The sequence below is a fragment of the Faucicola osloensis genome, from assembly GCF_020041925.1.
Taxonomy (GTDB): domain Bacteria; phylum Pseudomonadota; class Gammaproteobacteria; order Pseudomonadales; family Moraxellaceae; genus Faucicola; species Faucicola osloensis_D.
The window spans coordinates 1,499,171-1,516,338 of sequence record NZ_CP083409.1 but is presented as its reverse complement, the minus strand read 5'-3'; the positions used below and the strand labels follow the sequence as shown (position 1 = coordinate 1,516,338).

The window sequence follows — 17,168 nt, the reverse complement described above, 5'->3', positions numbered from 1 at the left end:
GAAAAATTTATTAGTGAACATTTTTGACGTTTGCTAAACTAACACTTATTTTTACAATTAACGAAGCCAAGTTAACGAAGCCAAGTTAATGAAGCCAAGTATTTTTCCTTATATCTCATTCAAATAAGCTTTTTTGAGTAAGCTTTGTGGGAGCCAGATATGACAAATAACAATAAACCATCATTGCTCAAAAACACGTTAAATAAACTGCGTAAAACATCATTACCTTTGGCGCAAAACGCCAGCTTAGCGATGGCGGCAGGCACTATTACAGGCAATTCAGTGCTGTTTAGTCTACCGCTTTGGGCGATGGGCGCAGTAAAAACATTAACGGGTCATACATTGGCAGATAAATCCGTGTTAAAAATAGCCAATCACTGGATCAACACCAACAATCGTTTGATTGAAAACATCCTGCCCGATATTGATTTTCGCGTCAACCTGCCTGATGACTTGTCGGTCAATGGCAAATATATTTTGCTGAGTAATCACCAATCGTGGGTCGACACGACTGTCATCCAATATATCAGTGAAAACCGACTGCCGTTAACGCGGTTTTTTGCCAAATACGAGCTACTGTATATCCCAATTGTGGGGCAAGCCTTTTATTTTTTAGACTTTCCGATGATGAAACGCTACTCGAAAACAGCGATTGCTAAAAATCCAGCGCTAGAAGACCGCGATATCATCGAAGCCAAACGCGCTTGTCAAAACTTACTCGACAAGCCTTTTACCTTACTTAACTTTATCGAAGGCACGCGGTTTACCGAAAAAAAACGTGACTTGCAACAATCGCCCTATCAACATTTGCTAAAACCCAAAGCGGGCGGCATTGCACTTGCATTGGGTGCGTTGGGTGACGATTTAGACGCCGTGCTTGATATGACGATTGTGTATCCTGACGGTATTCCTACCTATCAGGATTTGTGGCAAGGTAATATCAAACGCATCGGGGTCGATATTCAAAAAATTGCATTGCCAGATGATTTGCTACGGCGGCTCATGGATGGCAAATACCAGCAGGATGAACAAACCAAAATAGATATGTACCGTTGGCTTGATGCCTTGTGGCAGCAAAAAGATCAACGTATCCAAGCCATGCTCGATGATTTTACCCGTCATCCCTAGCAACACATTACTAGCCACAAATAACTAGTGACATATCACTAATTACACTACTAGTTAAAATCTCAGGTAAGCCATGCAAGGTATGACTTACCTACCTTGTCCTCACTCACATTTTTTGCGTTATTGACCCCATTTTGAGCACTTTTTTATGCCAACTGCTAATTTAGACCCAAAATCCAGCCCAACGCCAAGCCCGAATATTAGCCAACCTCTGGCTGCTCACCCTGCCAAACCCAGTCGTTGGCAGTTAGCCTACGATACCATCATGATGGTTGCCATTGTGTTGGACTTGCTGCTGATGGGGTTTGACGCTTTGATGCTAAGTAGTTTTATGGCAAAAATAGCAAATTGGCTAGGGTTTTTTGACAGTATCATCAGTTATCAGCAAGGATGGCACGAGCCGCTCAAAATCGCAGGGGGGCTGTTTACCATCTTTTTGGTAGCAGAGCTTGTGGTTCGCTGGTTGATTGCCATCGCCCAAAAACGCTATTACCGCTGGTTTTTCTTTCCATTCGTGCATTGGTATGAAGTGTTGGGCTGTGCACCACAGCTGCGCGCATTACGACTGCTGCGCGTTGGCGTGATTGGTTATCGTCTGCACGAGCTGGGCTACAAAGTTCTGCCCGCCAGTTGGCTTGCCACGATCAAATTTTATTATCAAATGATTATGGAAGAGATTTCTGATCGGGTGATTTTAACTGCGATTGACAATATCCGCACCGAAATAAGCAACACCGATGGGCAGTTGGTCAAAAACATCATCGATAAGCATCGAGATGACATACAAAAGGTCATTGTCGAAGTACTGCAGCAAGAGGCCACACCGTTATTACAATCCACGCCCGCCAATCCTGCCATCTTTGCCAAACCATTGGCAGAACAAGTGGGCGTCGCCATTCAGCAAGCGCTGACCGATACGCCCGAGCTGCACCGCATATTACGCTTGATACCGATTGCTGGTAGTCTGATAGAAAACCAAATGCACAGCATCGGACAACACATTGGGGAAAATCTGACATTAAGCTTGACCACCAACCTTACCAAACCGCAAACGCTCACGCTGATGTATGAAGAAATCGCCAAAAGCTTGGTGCAAATTGACGTCACTAGCCCTGCGCTAGAAAAATTAGTTAGCGATATTATTGATGATAGTTTGACATCACTTGCCAACCAAGTTCGTATTCAACAATGGAAGCACCAAATACGCTGATTGAATCCACCAATTTGGCTGACCGATAGCCGCTATTCAACCCTTTTTTTATCGCCCTATTACGGCATCGGTTGCCAAACAATAAATAGCGCGGTGAATGGTTGTTGTTTTAAATAATACTTGCTAATATGCGGTATGAATCGATTTTGATGTATAAAAAGTTATTATAAAAAGGTTTTTCATGACACAGCCCGCTGCCCTTGACTTGACCCAAGATAGTTCATCACAAAACTTACATAACCTATCAGAGCAGGATTCACCGCAAAGTCAGCAGCCAGCCAACCCATTATCCACCGACCCTGTAGCCACTAGCGTGAAACTCACTGGCAGGCTACTGAACTTTACCCGCCTAAATATTGAAGGCAATGATATCAAAGTAATTTTGACAAAGATTGCACAAAAGCTAGGTCGTCAACGCCAGTCCAACTTACCGGTGATTGTCAGCTGTCAACAGCCATTAAATTTAGCCCAGCTTTGGGGCGGCTTATGGGTGCTAGGGTTACAGCCGATTGGGTTGGTCACAGGCGCCAATGACACTCAAGCCAATGAGCTTCGCATTGCCATTTTTCCAGCGGATGGGCAGCGCATTGACGGCAAAGCACCAAAAAATGTGGCGACAGGTAGTGAGCAAAAATCAAACAGCACAGCCAATACTCCATCCTCTCAACACGTTGCGCAGTCCCCTACCCAATCACTCACATCCGACAGTCAAGCGACCCAACGACAAAATCAAACCGCCAGTGATATCGTAACCAATAATACCACAAGCAATAATACCGCAGCTGCACCTGACAAATTTGTCGCCTCATCGCATCACCAATCGCAGCTTGAAGGCGATTTGGTGCATAGTCAAATTTTGCGCTCAGGTCAAAGTATCAACCATGTTGGGGGTGACGTGATTTTGACCAAAGGTATCAATGCCGGCGCGGAAGCGATTACCGATTATAGTCTACACGTGTATGGCAAAGCCGAAGGGCGATTGGTCGCAGGGGCGACGGGCGACACCAATGCCAAAATATTCTGTTTGCGTTTTAACCCGTCACTGGTGTCAGTTGCGGGGACTTATTGCCTAAAAGAAAATATTCCTACTGAGTATTTGGATAAAGCGGTACAAGTCAGCTACTTGGATGGACAAGGCTTGGTGTTTGAGTTGATGGAATAACAATCACCTAAACAACCACTTATACCACAATCTATGCAAAAATCGTCAATCTCTCGATTAACTTCGAAAAGTTTTTTATGCTAAACTAGTCCAATTAACCAAATTTAGGCTAACTAAAATTTAACTCTTAATTTTTAACGATTTACGTTAATTTATATCCATATTTTTTAAACCAGTTTAGCGTGAATGTGTGTATGGCTTGAATGATTCAATACCGCCTCACTGACACCGTGCTATGAATAGGAGTATGCCAAAGTGGCAAAAATCGTTGTTGTAACTTCAGGAAAAGGCGGGGTAGGTAAAACCACCACCAGCGCCTCTTTCGCTACGGGTCTCGCCGTCCGCGGCTTTAAAACTGTGGTGATTGACTTTGACGTGGGTCTTAGAAACCTTGACCTCATTATGGGCTGTGAAAACCGCATCGTGTATGACTTTGTTGATGTTATCTCAGGGAACGCGCGCCTGTCACAAGCGTTGGTAAAAGACAAACAGCTCAATAACTTGTTTATCTTACCTGCCAGCCAAACGCGCGACAAAGACGCCTTGACAGACGAAGGAGTCGCCGAAGTCATTAATGAGTTAGCCAAACAATTTGACTATATCGTATGTGACTCGCCTGCTGGTATCGAGCGCGGTGCCCAGCTTGCTATGTACCATGCTGATGAAGCCATCATCGTGACCAACCCAGAAATCTCATCGGTGCGTGACTCAGACCGTATCATCGGTATCTTGCAAAGCCGTACCAAAAAAGTTGAAGAAGGTACAGGTGTGGTACGTGAGCACTTGGTTATCAACCGCTACAACGCTGAGCGTGCGGAGCGCGGTGAGATGATGGATATTAATAGCATCTCTAATGACATCCTAAAAGTGCCGCTACTTGGCGTGATTCCTGAAAGCAATAGCGTACTTGAGGCATCAAACCAAGGTGTGCCTGTAGTGCTGGATCAAAATTCAAAAGCCGGTCAAACTTATGATGACATGGTCGCTCGTTTCTTGGGGGAAGAACGTCCCTATCGCCATATCGAGGTGAAGAAGAAAAGCTTCCTACAACGCTGGTTTGGAGGTTAGGCTATGGGATTTTGGAGTAATTTATTTGGCGGTGAGCAAAAGTCAAACAGTGCCAATACTGCCGCAGAGCGCCTAAAGGTCATCGTTGCCAGCGAAAACCGCTTGCACAATCGGTTAACCCCAGAGCGTATCGAAAAAATGAAACGTGAGATTTTGGCAGTGGTCAATACCTACGTATCAGGTGTCAACATTGATGACGTCAATATTCAACATCACAATGAAGCGAACATGGAAGTGTTGGAGATGAATATCAGCTTGCCTGATAGTACACGCCAATAATTCATGTTGCGCTTAATCTAGATTACTTTTAGTCTAAGTTACTTTTAATTTAGGTAATCTAGGTTGCATTTAAAAAATTGTGACTAAAAAGCCCATGATGACATGGGCTTTTTATACTATCGGCTAACTTAGCGCATACGGCGAATTAAATGGTCTTTTTGGATAAATTGGTGATACAGCGCGCCGATGATATGCAATGCCGTGAAAACCAAGAGCAACGTCCACAACAGATTTTTATGAATTTTTTCTAACGTGCCTGACCAATCACTGTTTTCACTGACAAAGGCTGGGATATCAAATAGCCCAAACATACTCACCCCTTCTCCATCAAACATGACAGAAAACCAGCCCGCCAAAGGCATGGCAAGCAAAATCAAGTACAGTGCCAAATGGGTTAAATGCGATAGTTTATTTTGCCATTTTGGCATCGGTACATCGGCGGGGGCTTTGGTGACAAAACGGTTGATGATACGACCTATTGTCCAAAATAACACACTGAGTCCAAACGCTTTATGCAAATCAAAATAGGTAAAGTCAGTCGCATCTTCATTCAGCTCAATCATTGCCCAAGTCGCAATCAACAATACCACACTAATCCAATGGAAAATACGTGACGACAGCGACCATTTGTTGATACCGTGTGGGGCAATCGGCTGTGGCGCTTCATTTGCAGGAAATAATGCCATAATGAATTTTACCTTATCATGATTTGTTTTGGGTTATTCTAGCAATGTTTGGGCAAAATAAAAGTAACAGACTGTTGGCAAAATAGCACGAAGGCGGAATGCGTCTAACTATCTAAATCCACCAAGAAATGCGAGAGCTTGTCCAAATCTGGCACCACACATAGCTCACCTGCCAACATGACTGGCTGAAAAATATAAGCGTGCTGTAGGCTGTAATCTGCCAAATTCGGTGCCCGTGAACTCTCGACGAGCGCATCATCTGGCGCGTTTAAGGCGGTTAATAAGTCAGGGTAGTTAGTCGCTAATTCAGCTTGGTAAGTGGCGTCATCAGCGTCTTTGAGATCGGCAATACGCACAGAATGGAAAGTCACTTCCCCGTGAATTTGTAAGGCAAGACGATGGATATCGGTGACGCTTTCTAACACCACTAAGTGGGTGGGCTGCTCATCTTTTGGCAACAAGTGATACACCGGCACTTCTTGACCGCGCCAAATATAATTCCAAATGCGCTCATCATAGTTATCAATGCTCAAAATCAAGGCTTGCGGTACAATCCAGTCAGGCGAAATGCTAGAAGGAATTCGAGCAATGGTTAATTGACCTGTGGTGATACTTAAGACGCCTACATCTTCATCTTGCTTAAAGTAACGGTTTAACTCGTTTGCCATGGCTTGCTCATTTTAGTGATTAATAAGAAATTTAGCGGTTATCTTGACCAGCCTATATGATTAGCCACACAAGGCGATTAGCTGCTCAGCTAACTGCTTAGGGGTGCCAACAAAAGTAACTTGATTGCTTTCAATCATGCTTTGTGGCTGGCTTGCGCAGGTGCTGCTATCAGGGGTTTGCGCCCAAATAATACTGCCATTTTTTTTGACCGTCGCTGCCACATCACTACCATCATTGCCCATACCAGAGAACACGATAGTGATTAAATTGTTGCCAAACGCTTCGCTGCAATTACGCATGACCTCACTGATTGGCGGTTTGTAACTGCCTTGCCAAGGTTTACGCTGCAAAATTACCCGTCCATTGGAATCACACACCGTGCTGTGGTCAATCGGTAAAATCAAACAACGCCCTGACAATAATTTTTGGGTATTGGTCACTATGTCACAGCGCCACTCGTTGTGACGATTTAAAATTCTTGGCAAGGTGTTTAGCATATTTTGGTTGAAGTGCTGCGCTAGTAACAGTGATACTGGCAAATCTTCGGGCAAATTATCTAAAAATTCCTTAATGGCGAGCGGTCCGCCCATCGATGCCGCGAGCAATACCACATATTTCCACGGTTTGATTTCACTCTTGGCAGCCTCATAGTGCGCTAGCAAATCGCTACGTTCTAGCATTATGGCGATTTTTCGCTTGAGTTGGCGTTGCCATTTGGCATATAACAGACTTTCATTGATATAAGGCGCCGTGACAAAGCCCAGTAATACAATCTTAGTCAAATTGACATTCAGTTGTTTTTCAACATTTTGAATAACGGCGTAATCATCTTGGGTATCGACTAGCCACACATCCACTTTTTGCTGAAAATGTTTTTCGGTCAGCTGTGATGCCGCCAAGCATTCCACAATTTCAAATCCCCATGAACGAATGGTATCGCTAAAGGCAAGCCGTTGCTGATTTTCCTCAGCAACGATAAAAAATCGCAGCGGCAGTGAGTGCTTTGACAGCATGAATGATTGTATCCTTTACATGGTCAGCTTAGTCAGTTTTTGCTTGTTGGGTAAAGCGTGCTAACGTGTCTAACAGCATTTGTTCTTGGAATGGTTTACCCATGTATTCATTTACCCCGATACCAAACGCGCGTTCACGGTGTTTTTCACCGGTACGCGATGTAATCATGACAATGGGGATATGCTGGAGTCGTGGGTTATGGCGAATATGGTTTGCGACTTCAAAGCCGTCCATACGTGGCATCTCAATATCCAATACAATAACTTCCGGTAGCATTTCTTGCAGTTTTTCTAGCGCATCAATACCATCCATTGCCACTTGGGCCTCATAGCCGTTACGTTCCAATAAGCGTGAGGTGACTTTACGTACGGTTACTGAGTCATCGACAATCAGTACCACGGGTTTGTGCGCTTGTTTGACCGACTTATTGGCTTTTTGCTGCTCGACTTTGGCGATATTGCTGACATTACGCATCAATGCCACCAAGTCAAGAATGAGCATGACCGAACCATCACCCATGATGGTAGCAGCCGAAATGCCATCGATATGCGAGAGCTGACGACCAAGCGGTTTAACGACCACTTCAATACGAGAGCCTGCAATCATATCCACTTGCAGCGCCATGCGCTGACCTAAGTCAGTACGAATAATAATCACTGGCACACTGCTTGACTGGTGCGCTAGTGCATCCACCGGGTCGCTACCGTACAAAATCTGATTGAGATAGCGCAGACGATAGGCTTGTCCATCGATATTGATGCTATCGGCATTCGTGGTATAAAAATTAGCAATCGCATCGATATTGACCCGCATCACACGTTCAATTTGCACCAATGGTACAGCAAAGTATTTATCCCCTGCCCTAACCATTAAGGCATCAGACACCGCAACCGTCAATGGTAAACGCATGGTAAAGCGTGAGCCTCTGCCACTTTCAGAGTCGACGGTGACTACACCACCTAGCTGTTTGACCTCACTTTGTACCACATCCATACCGACACCACGGCCTGAGATTTGTGATACGGATTTGGCGGTGGACAGACCCGCGTTAAAGATATATTGCATGATATCAAGTGTTTTTAGACTGGTATCTTTGGCAGAAATCAAGCCTTGCTCAATCGCTTTTTGGCGTACCGCATTCACATTAATACCGCGCCCATCATCGATTAAGTTGATAACGATTTCACCACCTTCACGCAGCACTTCAAGCGTGATTAAGCCTGTTCTTGATTTACCACTTTCAATACGCTCTTGCGATTTTTCGATACCATGGTCAACGGCGTTACGTAGCATATGCTCAAGCGGTGAGGTAATACGCTCAAGGATATTACGGTCAATTTCACCTTCATCGTTTAGGATTCGCAGTTCAACAGATTTGCCCAGCTCAGTGGCTGTTTGGCGGACGACCCGTTGCAGACGTGGCGTGATACGCGAGAATGGCACAGTACGTGAGTCCATCAACCCTTCTTGCAAATCGGACTGGGTGCGTGATAATTGCAGTAGCAAGTTTTCGGTTTCACGGGTTTTATCGAGCATGGTGGTTTTGATGTCTAACAAGTCCGATGCCGATTCCGAGAGCGATTTTGACAGTTGGTTCAGCGCTGAATATTGGTCCATCTCTAGCGGGTCAAAGTCATTTTCTAACGCATGTTCCTCACCAATTTGTGACAAAATTTGAATCTCAAGCTCAGTTTCCATACGGCGTAGCTGATCTGCTAGACGCTGTACGGTTGCGCCCATCTCTTCGATATTGTTTGATAGACTCGATATACCCATCTCGATTCGTGAGCGGTTAATCGCGGACTCACCTGATAGGTTAATCATGCGCTCGATGGTACTTGCAGAAATCCTAAGCGTCTCAGCATTAAGGCTCGATTGATCTTGCTCAGATTCAAAGTTACCCGTCATCAGCGGCATGATGCTTAGGTCGCGCTGTTTGACTTCTAACGTGTCTTGCCCCAGACTACTGCGATAGATATCAATTTGTTCAATTTGGCTGGCTAAGTTAACATTGGGGATTTCTTTTAAGCTATCAGGTTTTCGCGAGAATTGTTGCAGCGCTGCAACCAACGCCACCGGCGTTTGTGGGTTAAATTTATTTTCTAATACATAAATCGCACTTGCTAACCAGTCATGACACACCGCCAATAGGTTGCCAATCATCCGAGTCGCAGGTTTGCGGCGGCTGCCTAGCTCTTCGTAGATGGTTTCCATTTCGTGCGCTAATGTAGCAATCCCTTCTGCACCGACCATTCTTGCGCCACCTTTGATGGTGTGCAATTCACGTTGCAAGGCTTGTAATGCTGCAAGATCACTGTTATTACTACGGAACTCTTGTAAATGCTGGCTGCTGCTATCAATCAGCTCTTTGGCTTCTTCAAGATACACTTTTAAGATATCTTCGTCAGGCTCTTGACCTTTCCAAGTCTCTAAACGACGCTCTTCAAAGTTGTTAACAATTTCTTCGATGTAGAGTGGATCATTTTTCGCAAGCGCGCTATCACCCTCTTTGGCAGGTTGTTTTTGCTCTATCGACTCTTCAGGATTGGCTTCAACAATCAGTGGCACCGCAAATACCAAGTCCCGACTTTGTACTGTGCCGGCGATGACCTCATCGATTTGGTGGGCAAAATCTGTGGCTTCAAAAGAGCGACTAAATTGTCGAACTTGCTTGAGCTGTGAGGCAATGGTTTCATGCAGCTTTTGCAGCAATGAAGCAGTATCGGTATCACTAGGTAAAATACCTTTGTCAATGGCATCATACACTTGCTCACCACGTAGCGCCATCTCGACGATACTCGATACCCCGATTAGCTCTGCACCTCCTTTTAAGATGTGCATATAATTAGCTAGTTCTTTGACCACCTCTAAATTGCTAAGGTTATTGAGCCATTGGTTGTAGTAATTTTGCATATCGGGCTGAATGGTTTGCACTTCATCCAAGAAAATCTGCAATAGTTCATCATCGGTAGCAACTGTCTGGTACTCGATAGCATCCATCTCAGCTTGGTACTGACTTTTTGCCAATAATTTTCTTAAGGTTTCAATCGCCTCTTCATTGATATTGACGCGCAGTCCTGCCGCAATGGCGTCAAACATATTGATGAGCTGATTGTGTAAGCTCATCAAGCCATCATAAATGTATTCGTTTTTGGCAAATTGCGGATAATCAGCGAGTTTTTTATAGGCAAACTGTAAAGTACTTGGAATGATAAAATAGCTTAAACCTTCAGTCGCTTGCGCAAGCCTTGAGGCTTGTTGTTCAAGCTGCTCGGCATAAGCAATAACTTGTTCACTCTCACCAACAAACCTAGCCTGTGCTTGCTGATCGGCATCGAGTAAATCATCAATCCCAAGCGCTATCAGGTCTTTGACCGTCAGTTTTGTGCTCTCATAAGATTCGGTATTGGCATCTGTTAGCCGTTCAATCAAGTCGGCAACAATGTCAGTGTTATCTTCCACCACCGTCACATCATGATGGATTTTATGCTCATCAATGTAGGTTTGCAGCAGATCTTTAGCCTCTTGCAAGGTCAATAACTGGCTGGCGGTGAGCGGCATTTCATTATGTAATAAGTCGCCCAGTGCTTCTTCTACCGCCGCGCTTAAGCGATAAACATTGTTGAGTTCAATCAGCGCTGCGCCACCACGCAAGGTATGAAATGCACGTAATATGGCATCAGGCACATGCGTTGCCGGCTCACCCAAATGGTGGGTGATAAAGTTATCAATATCGACCAATAACTCGTCTGCTTCTTCAATAAATACGTCATCAGCGACATCCATTTCACTGATGTCACTGATGTCACTGACATTCTGTAGCGCTTGAGTTTGGGCGGTGGCGTGACTAGACGATAGCGCCGCATCAGTGTGTGGCGCACTTGGCGAAGCTGCTGCCTGTCCCCTAAAAGCGGATAAGGCTTGATGGTAGCTAAAGCTGTCGCCATGTTTTTTGGCATAGCTATTAGCGACGGCTTGCCATAATTGAATCACTGCGGGATAATCTGTACGATTTTGGGCAAAAATCGTGATGAGCCCAGCAAATGCCTCAATGACATCACCAACCAGGTGTAAAACCCCCTCGTCTACCGCTATGGTATGATCAAGCACACGATTGAGCATGTTTTCAATCGACCAGGCAAGCTCGCCTAGCTGATTGGCGCCAACCATGCGACCTGAGCCTTTTAAGGTATGAAAACCTCGGCGGATTTCTTTTAAGGTATCAAAATCATCGGGCTTAGCTTGCCAAGCTTGGTTAAGCGGTGCAATTGTCTCAATCACTTCATTGGCTTCTTCGATATAAATTTCTTGAATATCTGGATCGCTGACCGCATCTGTGACCGTCGTTAGCTGCTCATATTCGCGAGCCACTACCTCAGGTAAGGCATGAATATCTTCTGTGGTTGATAGCGCAGTGTCGCTGGCAACTTCACTGCTTTGAGCCATATTATCACTGTCTTCAGCCACACTAGCACTGACTGATACAAGGCTATCTAAGCGATTGGTTTCTGGCAGACCTGTATTAATCGGCTGCTGGTGTAATAGATTAGTCGCTTGCAATACGGTAATCGCAGGGTCAATACTTGGCGCCCGCTGCTGCTGAAAATATTCAACCAATGTCGGCAATTTGCGATGGGTATCTTTGATAAAGCCCACTAACGCATCACTAACCGCTAAAGTGCCATCTAGCACACGATTGAGCATGTTTTCTACCGCCCAACACATCTCACCAATTTGATGTGCGCCGACCATACGACCTGAGCCTTTTAAAGTATGAAAACCTCGGCGGATATCTTTGAGCGCAACTAATTCATGAGTATCCACTTCCCATACGGGAATTTGCTCACCCAACTCAGCGAGGACTTCTTGCGCCTCTTCAATGAAAATGTCTCGGATATCTTCATCCATACTATAGTCATCAGCTTTGAGGGCTTGCCTTGCAGCCGCTAGCGCTTGGGATTCTTGCGTGATAGCCGTTTGCGTGTTAGGCGCTTCTCTAGCAGTAGCTAGCGCTTGCATTGGTGATTCAATATCACTGGCAATACGTTCGCCTTCATCATCGTAAATCACCGTATCTTTGCCAAAGTGCTTGGTGGGTGCTACCACTTCAGCGGCGGTTAATGGCGTTTCGATTAAGCGATTAAGCAATAAATTGGCGCGGTTGAGCTGAGTTTGGGTTTGATCCAAAAATTCTTCGTTGACAGACTGATTAGATAAATAATCCAAAAATAGCTCAAAGCGTGCAATCATGTCGGCGATGGCATCACTGGCTTCCCAGCTTAATACATCTACCGAATTTTTATGAATACGGCTAAATAATAAGCGAATTTGTTCGACCAACTCTTTGGGACGTGTTAAGCCTAATGCCCCAAAAACTTGAATGGTAGCAATCAATTCGTCATTGACTGTTAACTTATTTAAATCACGGGTTTGGATATATTGATTAAACGACCGCTTGATATTTTCAACATGCACGCGCGTTTGCCGCACCGCTTCATTTTGCGGATTGCTGGCATAGGCAAAATGCTGTAAGCCAATTTGGCTATCAAGGGTTTCAACCGTTGACAACAACTGGCTATAAAAATCTTGCAGCTGGCGTTCTACCTGCCAACTGAGAGATGACGCCATAAAGGTATCTTGCGTCATCAAGCGCACGTCATCGATAATTTGCGCCATTTGGTTTTCATAAAACACCCAACCGCGATTTGCCAAACTATTTTTGACCGATTCAAGCAGCGGCAAAATGGTGAGCGGCTCATGCACTTGATAAATAATTTTTTCAAGTTTTTCTAATACTTGACTAAATAAATTATCAAGCGCGTCACTACTATTGATATCCAAGCTTGATAGCAGGGCTTTAGCATCATGCGATTTGTGGGTTAACGCATTGAGCGCTAATAACACATCAACTGCTAAACGAGACACGGTAATATCAGGGATGAGAGTCAAATCATGCGTCAGCACCAATGACACACTGTTTAATAGCGAAGCATAAGCGGTTGGTACAGGCTGCTCATTGATGGTTAGGTTATTGCACCACACTGCGACCAACTGCCAAAATTGACGCCAAGCAGGATTTATGGAAGTCTGGGATAAATAGCCAGCAACCTTGGTCAGTGCATCTAAATGTTTGCTATCGTTGGTCGCGTTTTGTAGTAGTTGCAAACTGTTATAACGCCAGACTTTGAGTAACTCATCGGCTTGGGCACTGTCCCATGGGTGTTTGATGTCTGGCGTGGGTAATTGGCTTAAAAATAATAAAGTATTGTCTGTGGCAGGTTGAATGGGCTCATAAGATGACGCTATGCCAAGCAATTGCTCAAAATAAGCGATTCGGTCATTGACCCAGTCGGTATGAATCTGCTGTTTAGCTTGTACTTGTTCAATATCAAATTGCAGCAATCTCACCGCATGGCTGATTTGACTAAAATACTGCGGGGATAAAGTTTCTTGCTGAATGGCGATAGTGGTTTTATCAAGCGTTTTTGCCAGTTTTGATAAGGCTGGCTGGTTGGCAAGCGCTAGCGCACCGGTGATTTGGTGCAAATGTTGATCGATTAACTGCCACGCTGGCTGCGCGTCATGTCGTTGTAGCAACTGGTTAAGCTCACCAAATACGTCTTTTAAAACAGGCATCAACCAGTCTAAGGCGATCAAATTACGTTGTTTACTCATACCATATTCCTAGGACAACGACTGTCAAAAACGATGACGATTTTTCTCGATTTTAAGTTAGCTGTAACGCAGTCGTTTATTAATTTCTTATATCACTTAAAATAACTTACCAGCTGTCTGGCGTCAACTCAGGTTGATAGCTTTTATACCCTTCAATAGTGACTTCACTGATTAGCGCTCAATATTTGCCACTGCTTTGAGCCAATCTGGGGCAACCGTTTTGCAATAACCATTGATTGTCGGCATGGCAATTTGCTGTAAATCTGGATCACTAAACCCCAGACTTTCACCTGAGCCTAATAACAAAACACCATCATCCGCCAAATAACGGGCTAAATAACGCACGATGTCACGCTGCTCAAATTGCCGAAAATAAATTAGCACATTGTTGCAGACAATCAGTTGGCATTGACCTGCCTCTAAAGGAATCGATTGCTCAGCATCGACTAAATTTTTGCTAAAAAACTGCAATTGCGATTTTATTGTAGGGATTAGCGCAAATTTATCCCTGCCAACGTCTTTAAGGTAGTGATGATAGAGAGCAGGAATAAACGGTTTTTGCGCATTGTCATACTCGCCAAGGTTCGCATCAATCAATGATTGCTGGTGAAAATCTGAACCAAATACTTGATAAACTTGCATCCCATCCAAGGCATTTTCTAGACATAACGCAATCGTGATAGCTTCCTGCCCTGTCGAACATCCCACACTCCACGCTGTAAAACTACGTTGTTGGTTTTGCGGCTGCAAATGCCATGCATTGGCAACCGCTTCGGCAAACGCAAAAGTGGGTAAATGCCGAAAAAACTGGGTTCTAGGAATCAATATATCATCGATTAGCTGATGATAGATAGTAGAATTCTGCACAATTGTCTGTAATAGCGCCGTACTGTCAAGCGCATTGCGCCGCATATGCCGCTCAATGATACCTTTTACCCAGTTGTTCTGAGACTTTGGTAGGATAAAACCCACTTGGCGTTCAACATAATTGAGCCACAGTGACAATGCTTGCTCAGATAGATGGTATTGTTGCATAAACGTTATCTAGTCTTACCCCTATCCTAGTTGTTATCGGTGAATAACTTATTATCGGTACATAGCTTGGCGTTAAAAAATCTCAATCAATGATTAAAACAAGCGCTTCCAACCCCTCATCTAACACCCATAACCTTATCTACTACTTATAACTTTATCTAACAGTCATAAAAAGAAAGGTGGTTAAAACCACCCTCTACTTTTAGCCAACTGTTGATTACTAAACCTAATTAATCATCAATCATTAGCCATTAAGCGTTTGCTAAAGTATCATCTGGCAATTTAAAGCCCGATACTGATTCTTGAAGCGCCGCCGCCATTTCATTAAGCTGACCGATTGAACGAGCGGCCGCCATGGTGCCTGAGGTGGTTTGCGAGGTAATATCTTGAATGACGTTCATCGTATTTGAAATGTGACCCGCTGAGGCTGCCTGCTGACGCGCCGCATTCGAGATACTTTGAATCAATGATGCCAAATTGTTAGATACATTTTGTACTTCTTCAAGCGCCTCACCCGCATCTTTTGCAAGTTTTGCACCGCGTACAACTTCTGCCGTGGTTGATTCCATCGACATCACGGCTTCGTTCGTATCAGCCTGAATGGTTTTAACCAGTGTTTCAATCTGTTTGGTCGCTGTGGCTGAACGTTCTGCTAGGCGCTGAACCTCGTCAGCGACCACCGCAAAACCACGCCCTGCTTCACCTGCCATCGATGCCTGAATCGCCGCATTCAACGCAAGGATGTTGGTTTGGTCAGCAATGTCATTAATCAGCCCAACGATATCGCCAATCTCTTGCGATGATTCACCGAGGCGCTTAATACGTTTTGAGGTTTCTTGAATCTGGTCACGAATGGTATTCATACCATCGATAGTACGTTGTACCACTTCTGCCCCGTTATAGGCAATCGCAACCGAACGGTCCGCAACCGCAGCAGATTCAGCGGCATTTGACGATACTTGGTCAATCGACACCGCCATCTCATTAATCGCTGCGGAAGCTCCTGCAATCTCTTGCGCTTGGCTTTCAGAGGCTTCAGCCAGTTCCACTGCCGTTGCCTGTGTTTGGTCAGATGCGCGCGCGACTCGCTCTGCAGTGACGTTAATCGCAGAAACCAGTTGACGCAATTGGTCAATCGCAAAGTTAACCGAGTCTGCAATCGCCCCTGTAAAGTCTTCTGATACTGTCGCGTTCACGGTCAAGTCACCTTCCGCTAAATCGCCTAACTCATCAAGCAAACGCAAAATCGCCATTTGGTTACGTTCGTTTTCTTCTTGGATTTTACGGGCACGCTCAGATTCAACTTCCATTTCATGACGTTGACGCAGCGTTTCACGCTCACCTTCTGCCTTCTCTCGATAGGTTTTAGCATTAATCTGGCGGGTCAAAAAGTAAATCGCCCCAATGACGCCTAATACAATCAAAATAGAGGGCAACCAAATCGTCAAAAAACTATTGGCAACACTATTATCTTGACGTACCAAAATCAGAAACTGGTAAAGTTGATAAATAAACGCCAAGGCAGCCACGCCACCACAGATACTTGCCCAAAAAATCCAGTTGGTTGAGCGCCCCCTATCCATACGATAACTACTGTTGCCAGGCCCGACCGCGACAGGGGAATTGGTATTGGTACTTAGGGTCGAAGTTTTAGTATCCATGATACGGTAATCCCTCAATTATTTTAATGAGTTAGAAAATTATGTTATAACGCTGCTTCTAAATAACGCGTGTCTTGCGCCAATAAGCTTGGCATAAACACATACCAAATCTGCTTATTTTGTATAAACCGACCATGCGTATACTGAGCGAGCGGTGAATCATTCGGCATTTCGATAGGCTGATATTGCCCTTGACTAAAGGTCTGGATACCCAATATCTCATCGACTTGTAAGCCACTAAAGAGCTTGGGTTGATCAATCACCAAAATCTTTTGATTGGCGGATTGGTAGTTTGAGCTTGGTGGAGGTAAACCTAAAAAGTTCGACAAATTGGTAATCGGTAGTAACCGTCCCCGCACATTGGCAATCCCTAATAGCCAAGGTTTTGATAAAGGTACTGAGGTATAAGCAGGCAAAGATAGCACCTCAGCCACATCGCCGAGTGGCGCTACCAAGTGGTAACCACCGAGCGAAAACGCAACCCCTAACCACTGGGTTTTTTGGTCAAAGTGAGCACCTTTTTGTCGTTTGATACCGCGGTCAGCGAGTCGTAAAAGCTCAATAAAGCCGTTTGAAGACAC

At 44.7% G+C, this 17,168-nt stretch carries 11 protein-coding genes and 1 pseudogene; 5 read left to right on the top strand and 7 right to left on the bottom strand.

Annotated elements, in window-relative coordinates; all coding sequences use genetic code 11:
• Positions 1–159: 159 nt before the first annotated feature.
• From LAJ61_RS06710 to minE, 5 genes are all read left to right on the top strand, one after another.
• A complete protein-coding gene (locus LAJ61_RS06710; RefSeq protein ID WP_224053290.1) occupies positions 160–1,128 on the top strand; it encodes an acyltransferase in 969 nt (322 codons plus the stop codon).
• Between the two features lie 148 nt (positions 1,129–1,276).
• Positions 1,277–2,338, top strand: a complete 1,062-nt coding sequence (locus LAJ61_RS06705) for a hypothetical protein (RefSeq protein WP_224053289.1) — start codon at positions 1,277–1,279, stop codon at positions 2,336–2,338.
• 181 nt (positions 2,339–2,519) lie between these two features.
• Positions 2,520–3,500, top strand: coding sequence for a septum site-determining protein MinC (gene minC, locus LAJ61_RS06700; RefSeq protein ID WP_224053288.1), 981 nt, complete (start codon positions 2,520–2,522; stop codon positions 3,498–3,500).
• A 255-nt stretch (positions 3,501–3,755) separates the two neighbouring features.
• Entirely contained in the window at positions 3,756–4,568 is an 813-nt protein-coding gene (minD, locus tag LAJ61_RS06695) for a septum site-determining protein MinD (RefSeq protein WP_062332529.1), read from the top strand.
• A 3-nt stretch (positions 4,569–4,571) separates the two neighbouring features.
• On the top strand, positions 4,572–4,847 hold the full coding sequence (gene minE / locus LAJ61_RS06690; protein ID WP_007115412.1) for a cell division topological specificity factor MinE: 276 nt from the start codon (positions 4,572–4,574) through the stop codon (positions 4,845–4,847).
• Between the two features lie 128 nt (positions 4,848–4,975).
• On the opposite strand, the gene LAJ61_RS06685 is transcribed toward minE, so the two are convergent.
• From LAJ61_RS06685 to LAJ61_RS06655, 7 genes and pseudogenes are all read right to left on the bottom strand, one after another.
• Positions 4,976–5,533 carry a cytochrome b gene (locus LAJ61_RS06685; protein WP_159374088.1) on the bottom strand — a complete coding sequence of 186 codons (558 nt, stop codon included), beginning with the start codon at positions 5,531–5,533 and terminating at the stop codon, positions 4,976–4,978.
• A gap of 104 nt (positions 5,534–5,637) precedes the next feature.
• Entirely contained in the window at positions 5,638–6,201 is a 564-nt protein-coding gene (locus LAJ61_RS06680) for a hypothetical protein (protein WP_224053287.1), read from the bottom strand.
• A 60-nt stretch (positions 6,202–6,261) separates the two neighbouring features.
• The gene (locus LAJ61_RS06675) at positions 6,262–7,215 is read right to left on the bottom strand and encodes a chemotaxis protein CheB (RefSeq protein ID WP_224053286.1); all 954 of its coding nucleotides are present in this window, start codon (positions 7,213–7,215) and stop codon (positions 6,262–6,264) included.
• A gap of 28 nt (positions 7,216–7,243) precedes the next feature.
• Entirely contained in the window at positions 7,244–13,891 is a 6,648-nt protein-coding gene (locus tag LAJ61_RS06670) for an Hpt domain-containing protein (protein ID WP_224053285.1), read from the bottom strand.
• 171 nt (positions 13,892–14,062) lie between these two features.
• On the bottom strand, positions 14,063–14,926 hold the full coding sequence (locus tag LAJ61_RS06665) for a CheR family methyltransferase (RefSeq protein ID WP_224053284.1): 864 nt from the start codon (positions 14,924–14,926) through the stop codon (positions 14,063–14,065).
• Positions 14,927–15,177: 251 nt separating this feature from the next.
• Positions 15,178–16,209 (bottom strand): annotated as a pseudogene (locus LAJ61_RS06660) (methyl-accepting chemotaxis protein); the annotation flags it as partial.
• Positions 16,210–16,631: 422 nt separating this feature from the next.
• Positions 16,632–17,168: a chemotaxis protein CheW gene (locus tag LAJ61_RS06655; RefSeq protein ID WP_224053283.1), complete on the bottom strand. Its 537-nt coding sequence runs from the start codon at positions 17,166–17,168 to the stop codon at positions 16,632–16,634.

What these genes read in the sequence shown, in the direction of transcription:
- minE (WP_007115412.1), top strand. Translation starts at nt 4,572, where the DNA reads ATGGGATTTTGGAGTAATTTATTTGGCGGTGAGCAAAAGTCAAACAGT.
- LAJ61_RS06685 (WP_159374088.1), bottom strand. Translation starts at nt 5,533, where the DNA reads ATGGCATTATTTCCTGCAAATGAAGCGCCACAGCCGATTGCCCCACAC.
- LAJ61_RS06665 (WP_224053284.1), bottom strand. Translation starts at nt 14,926, where the DNA reads ATGCAACAATACCATCTATCTGAGCAAGCATTGTCACTGTGGCTCAAT.
- LAJ61_RS06710 (WP_224053290.1), top strand. Translation starts at nt 160, where the DNA reads ATGACAAATAACAATAAACCATCATTGCTCAAAAACACGTTAAATAAA.
- LAJ61_RS06680 (WP_224053287.1), bottom strand. Translation starts at nt 6,201, where the DNA reads ATGGCAAACGAGTTAAACCGTTACTTTAAGCAAGATGAAGATGTAGGC.
- LAJ61_RS06705 (WP_224053289.1), top strand. Translation starts at nt 1,277, where the DNA reads ATGCCAACTGCTAATTTAGACCCAAAATCCAGCCCAACGCCAAGCCCG.
- minC (WP_224053288.1), top strand. Translation starts at nt 2,520, where the DNA reads ATGACACAGCCCGCTGCCCTTGACTTGACCCAAGATAGTTCATCACAA.
- LAJ61_RS06675 (WP_224053286.1), bottom strand. Translation starts at nt 7,215, where the DNA reads ATGCTGTCAAAGCACTCACTGCCGCTGCGATTTTTTATCGTTGCTGAG.
- LAJ61_RS06670 (WP_224053285.1), bottom strand. Translation starts at nt 13,891, where the DNA reads ATGAGTAAACAACGTAATTTGATCGCCTTAGACTGGTTGATGCCTGTT.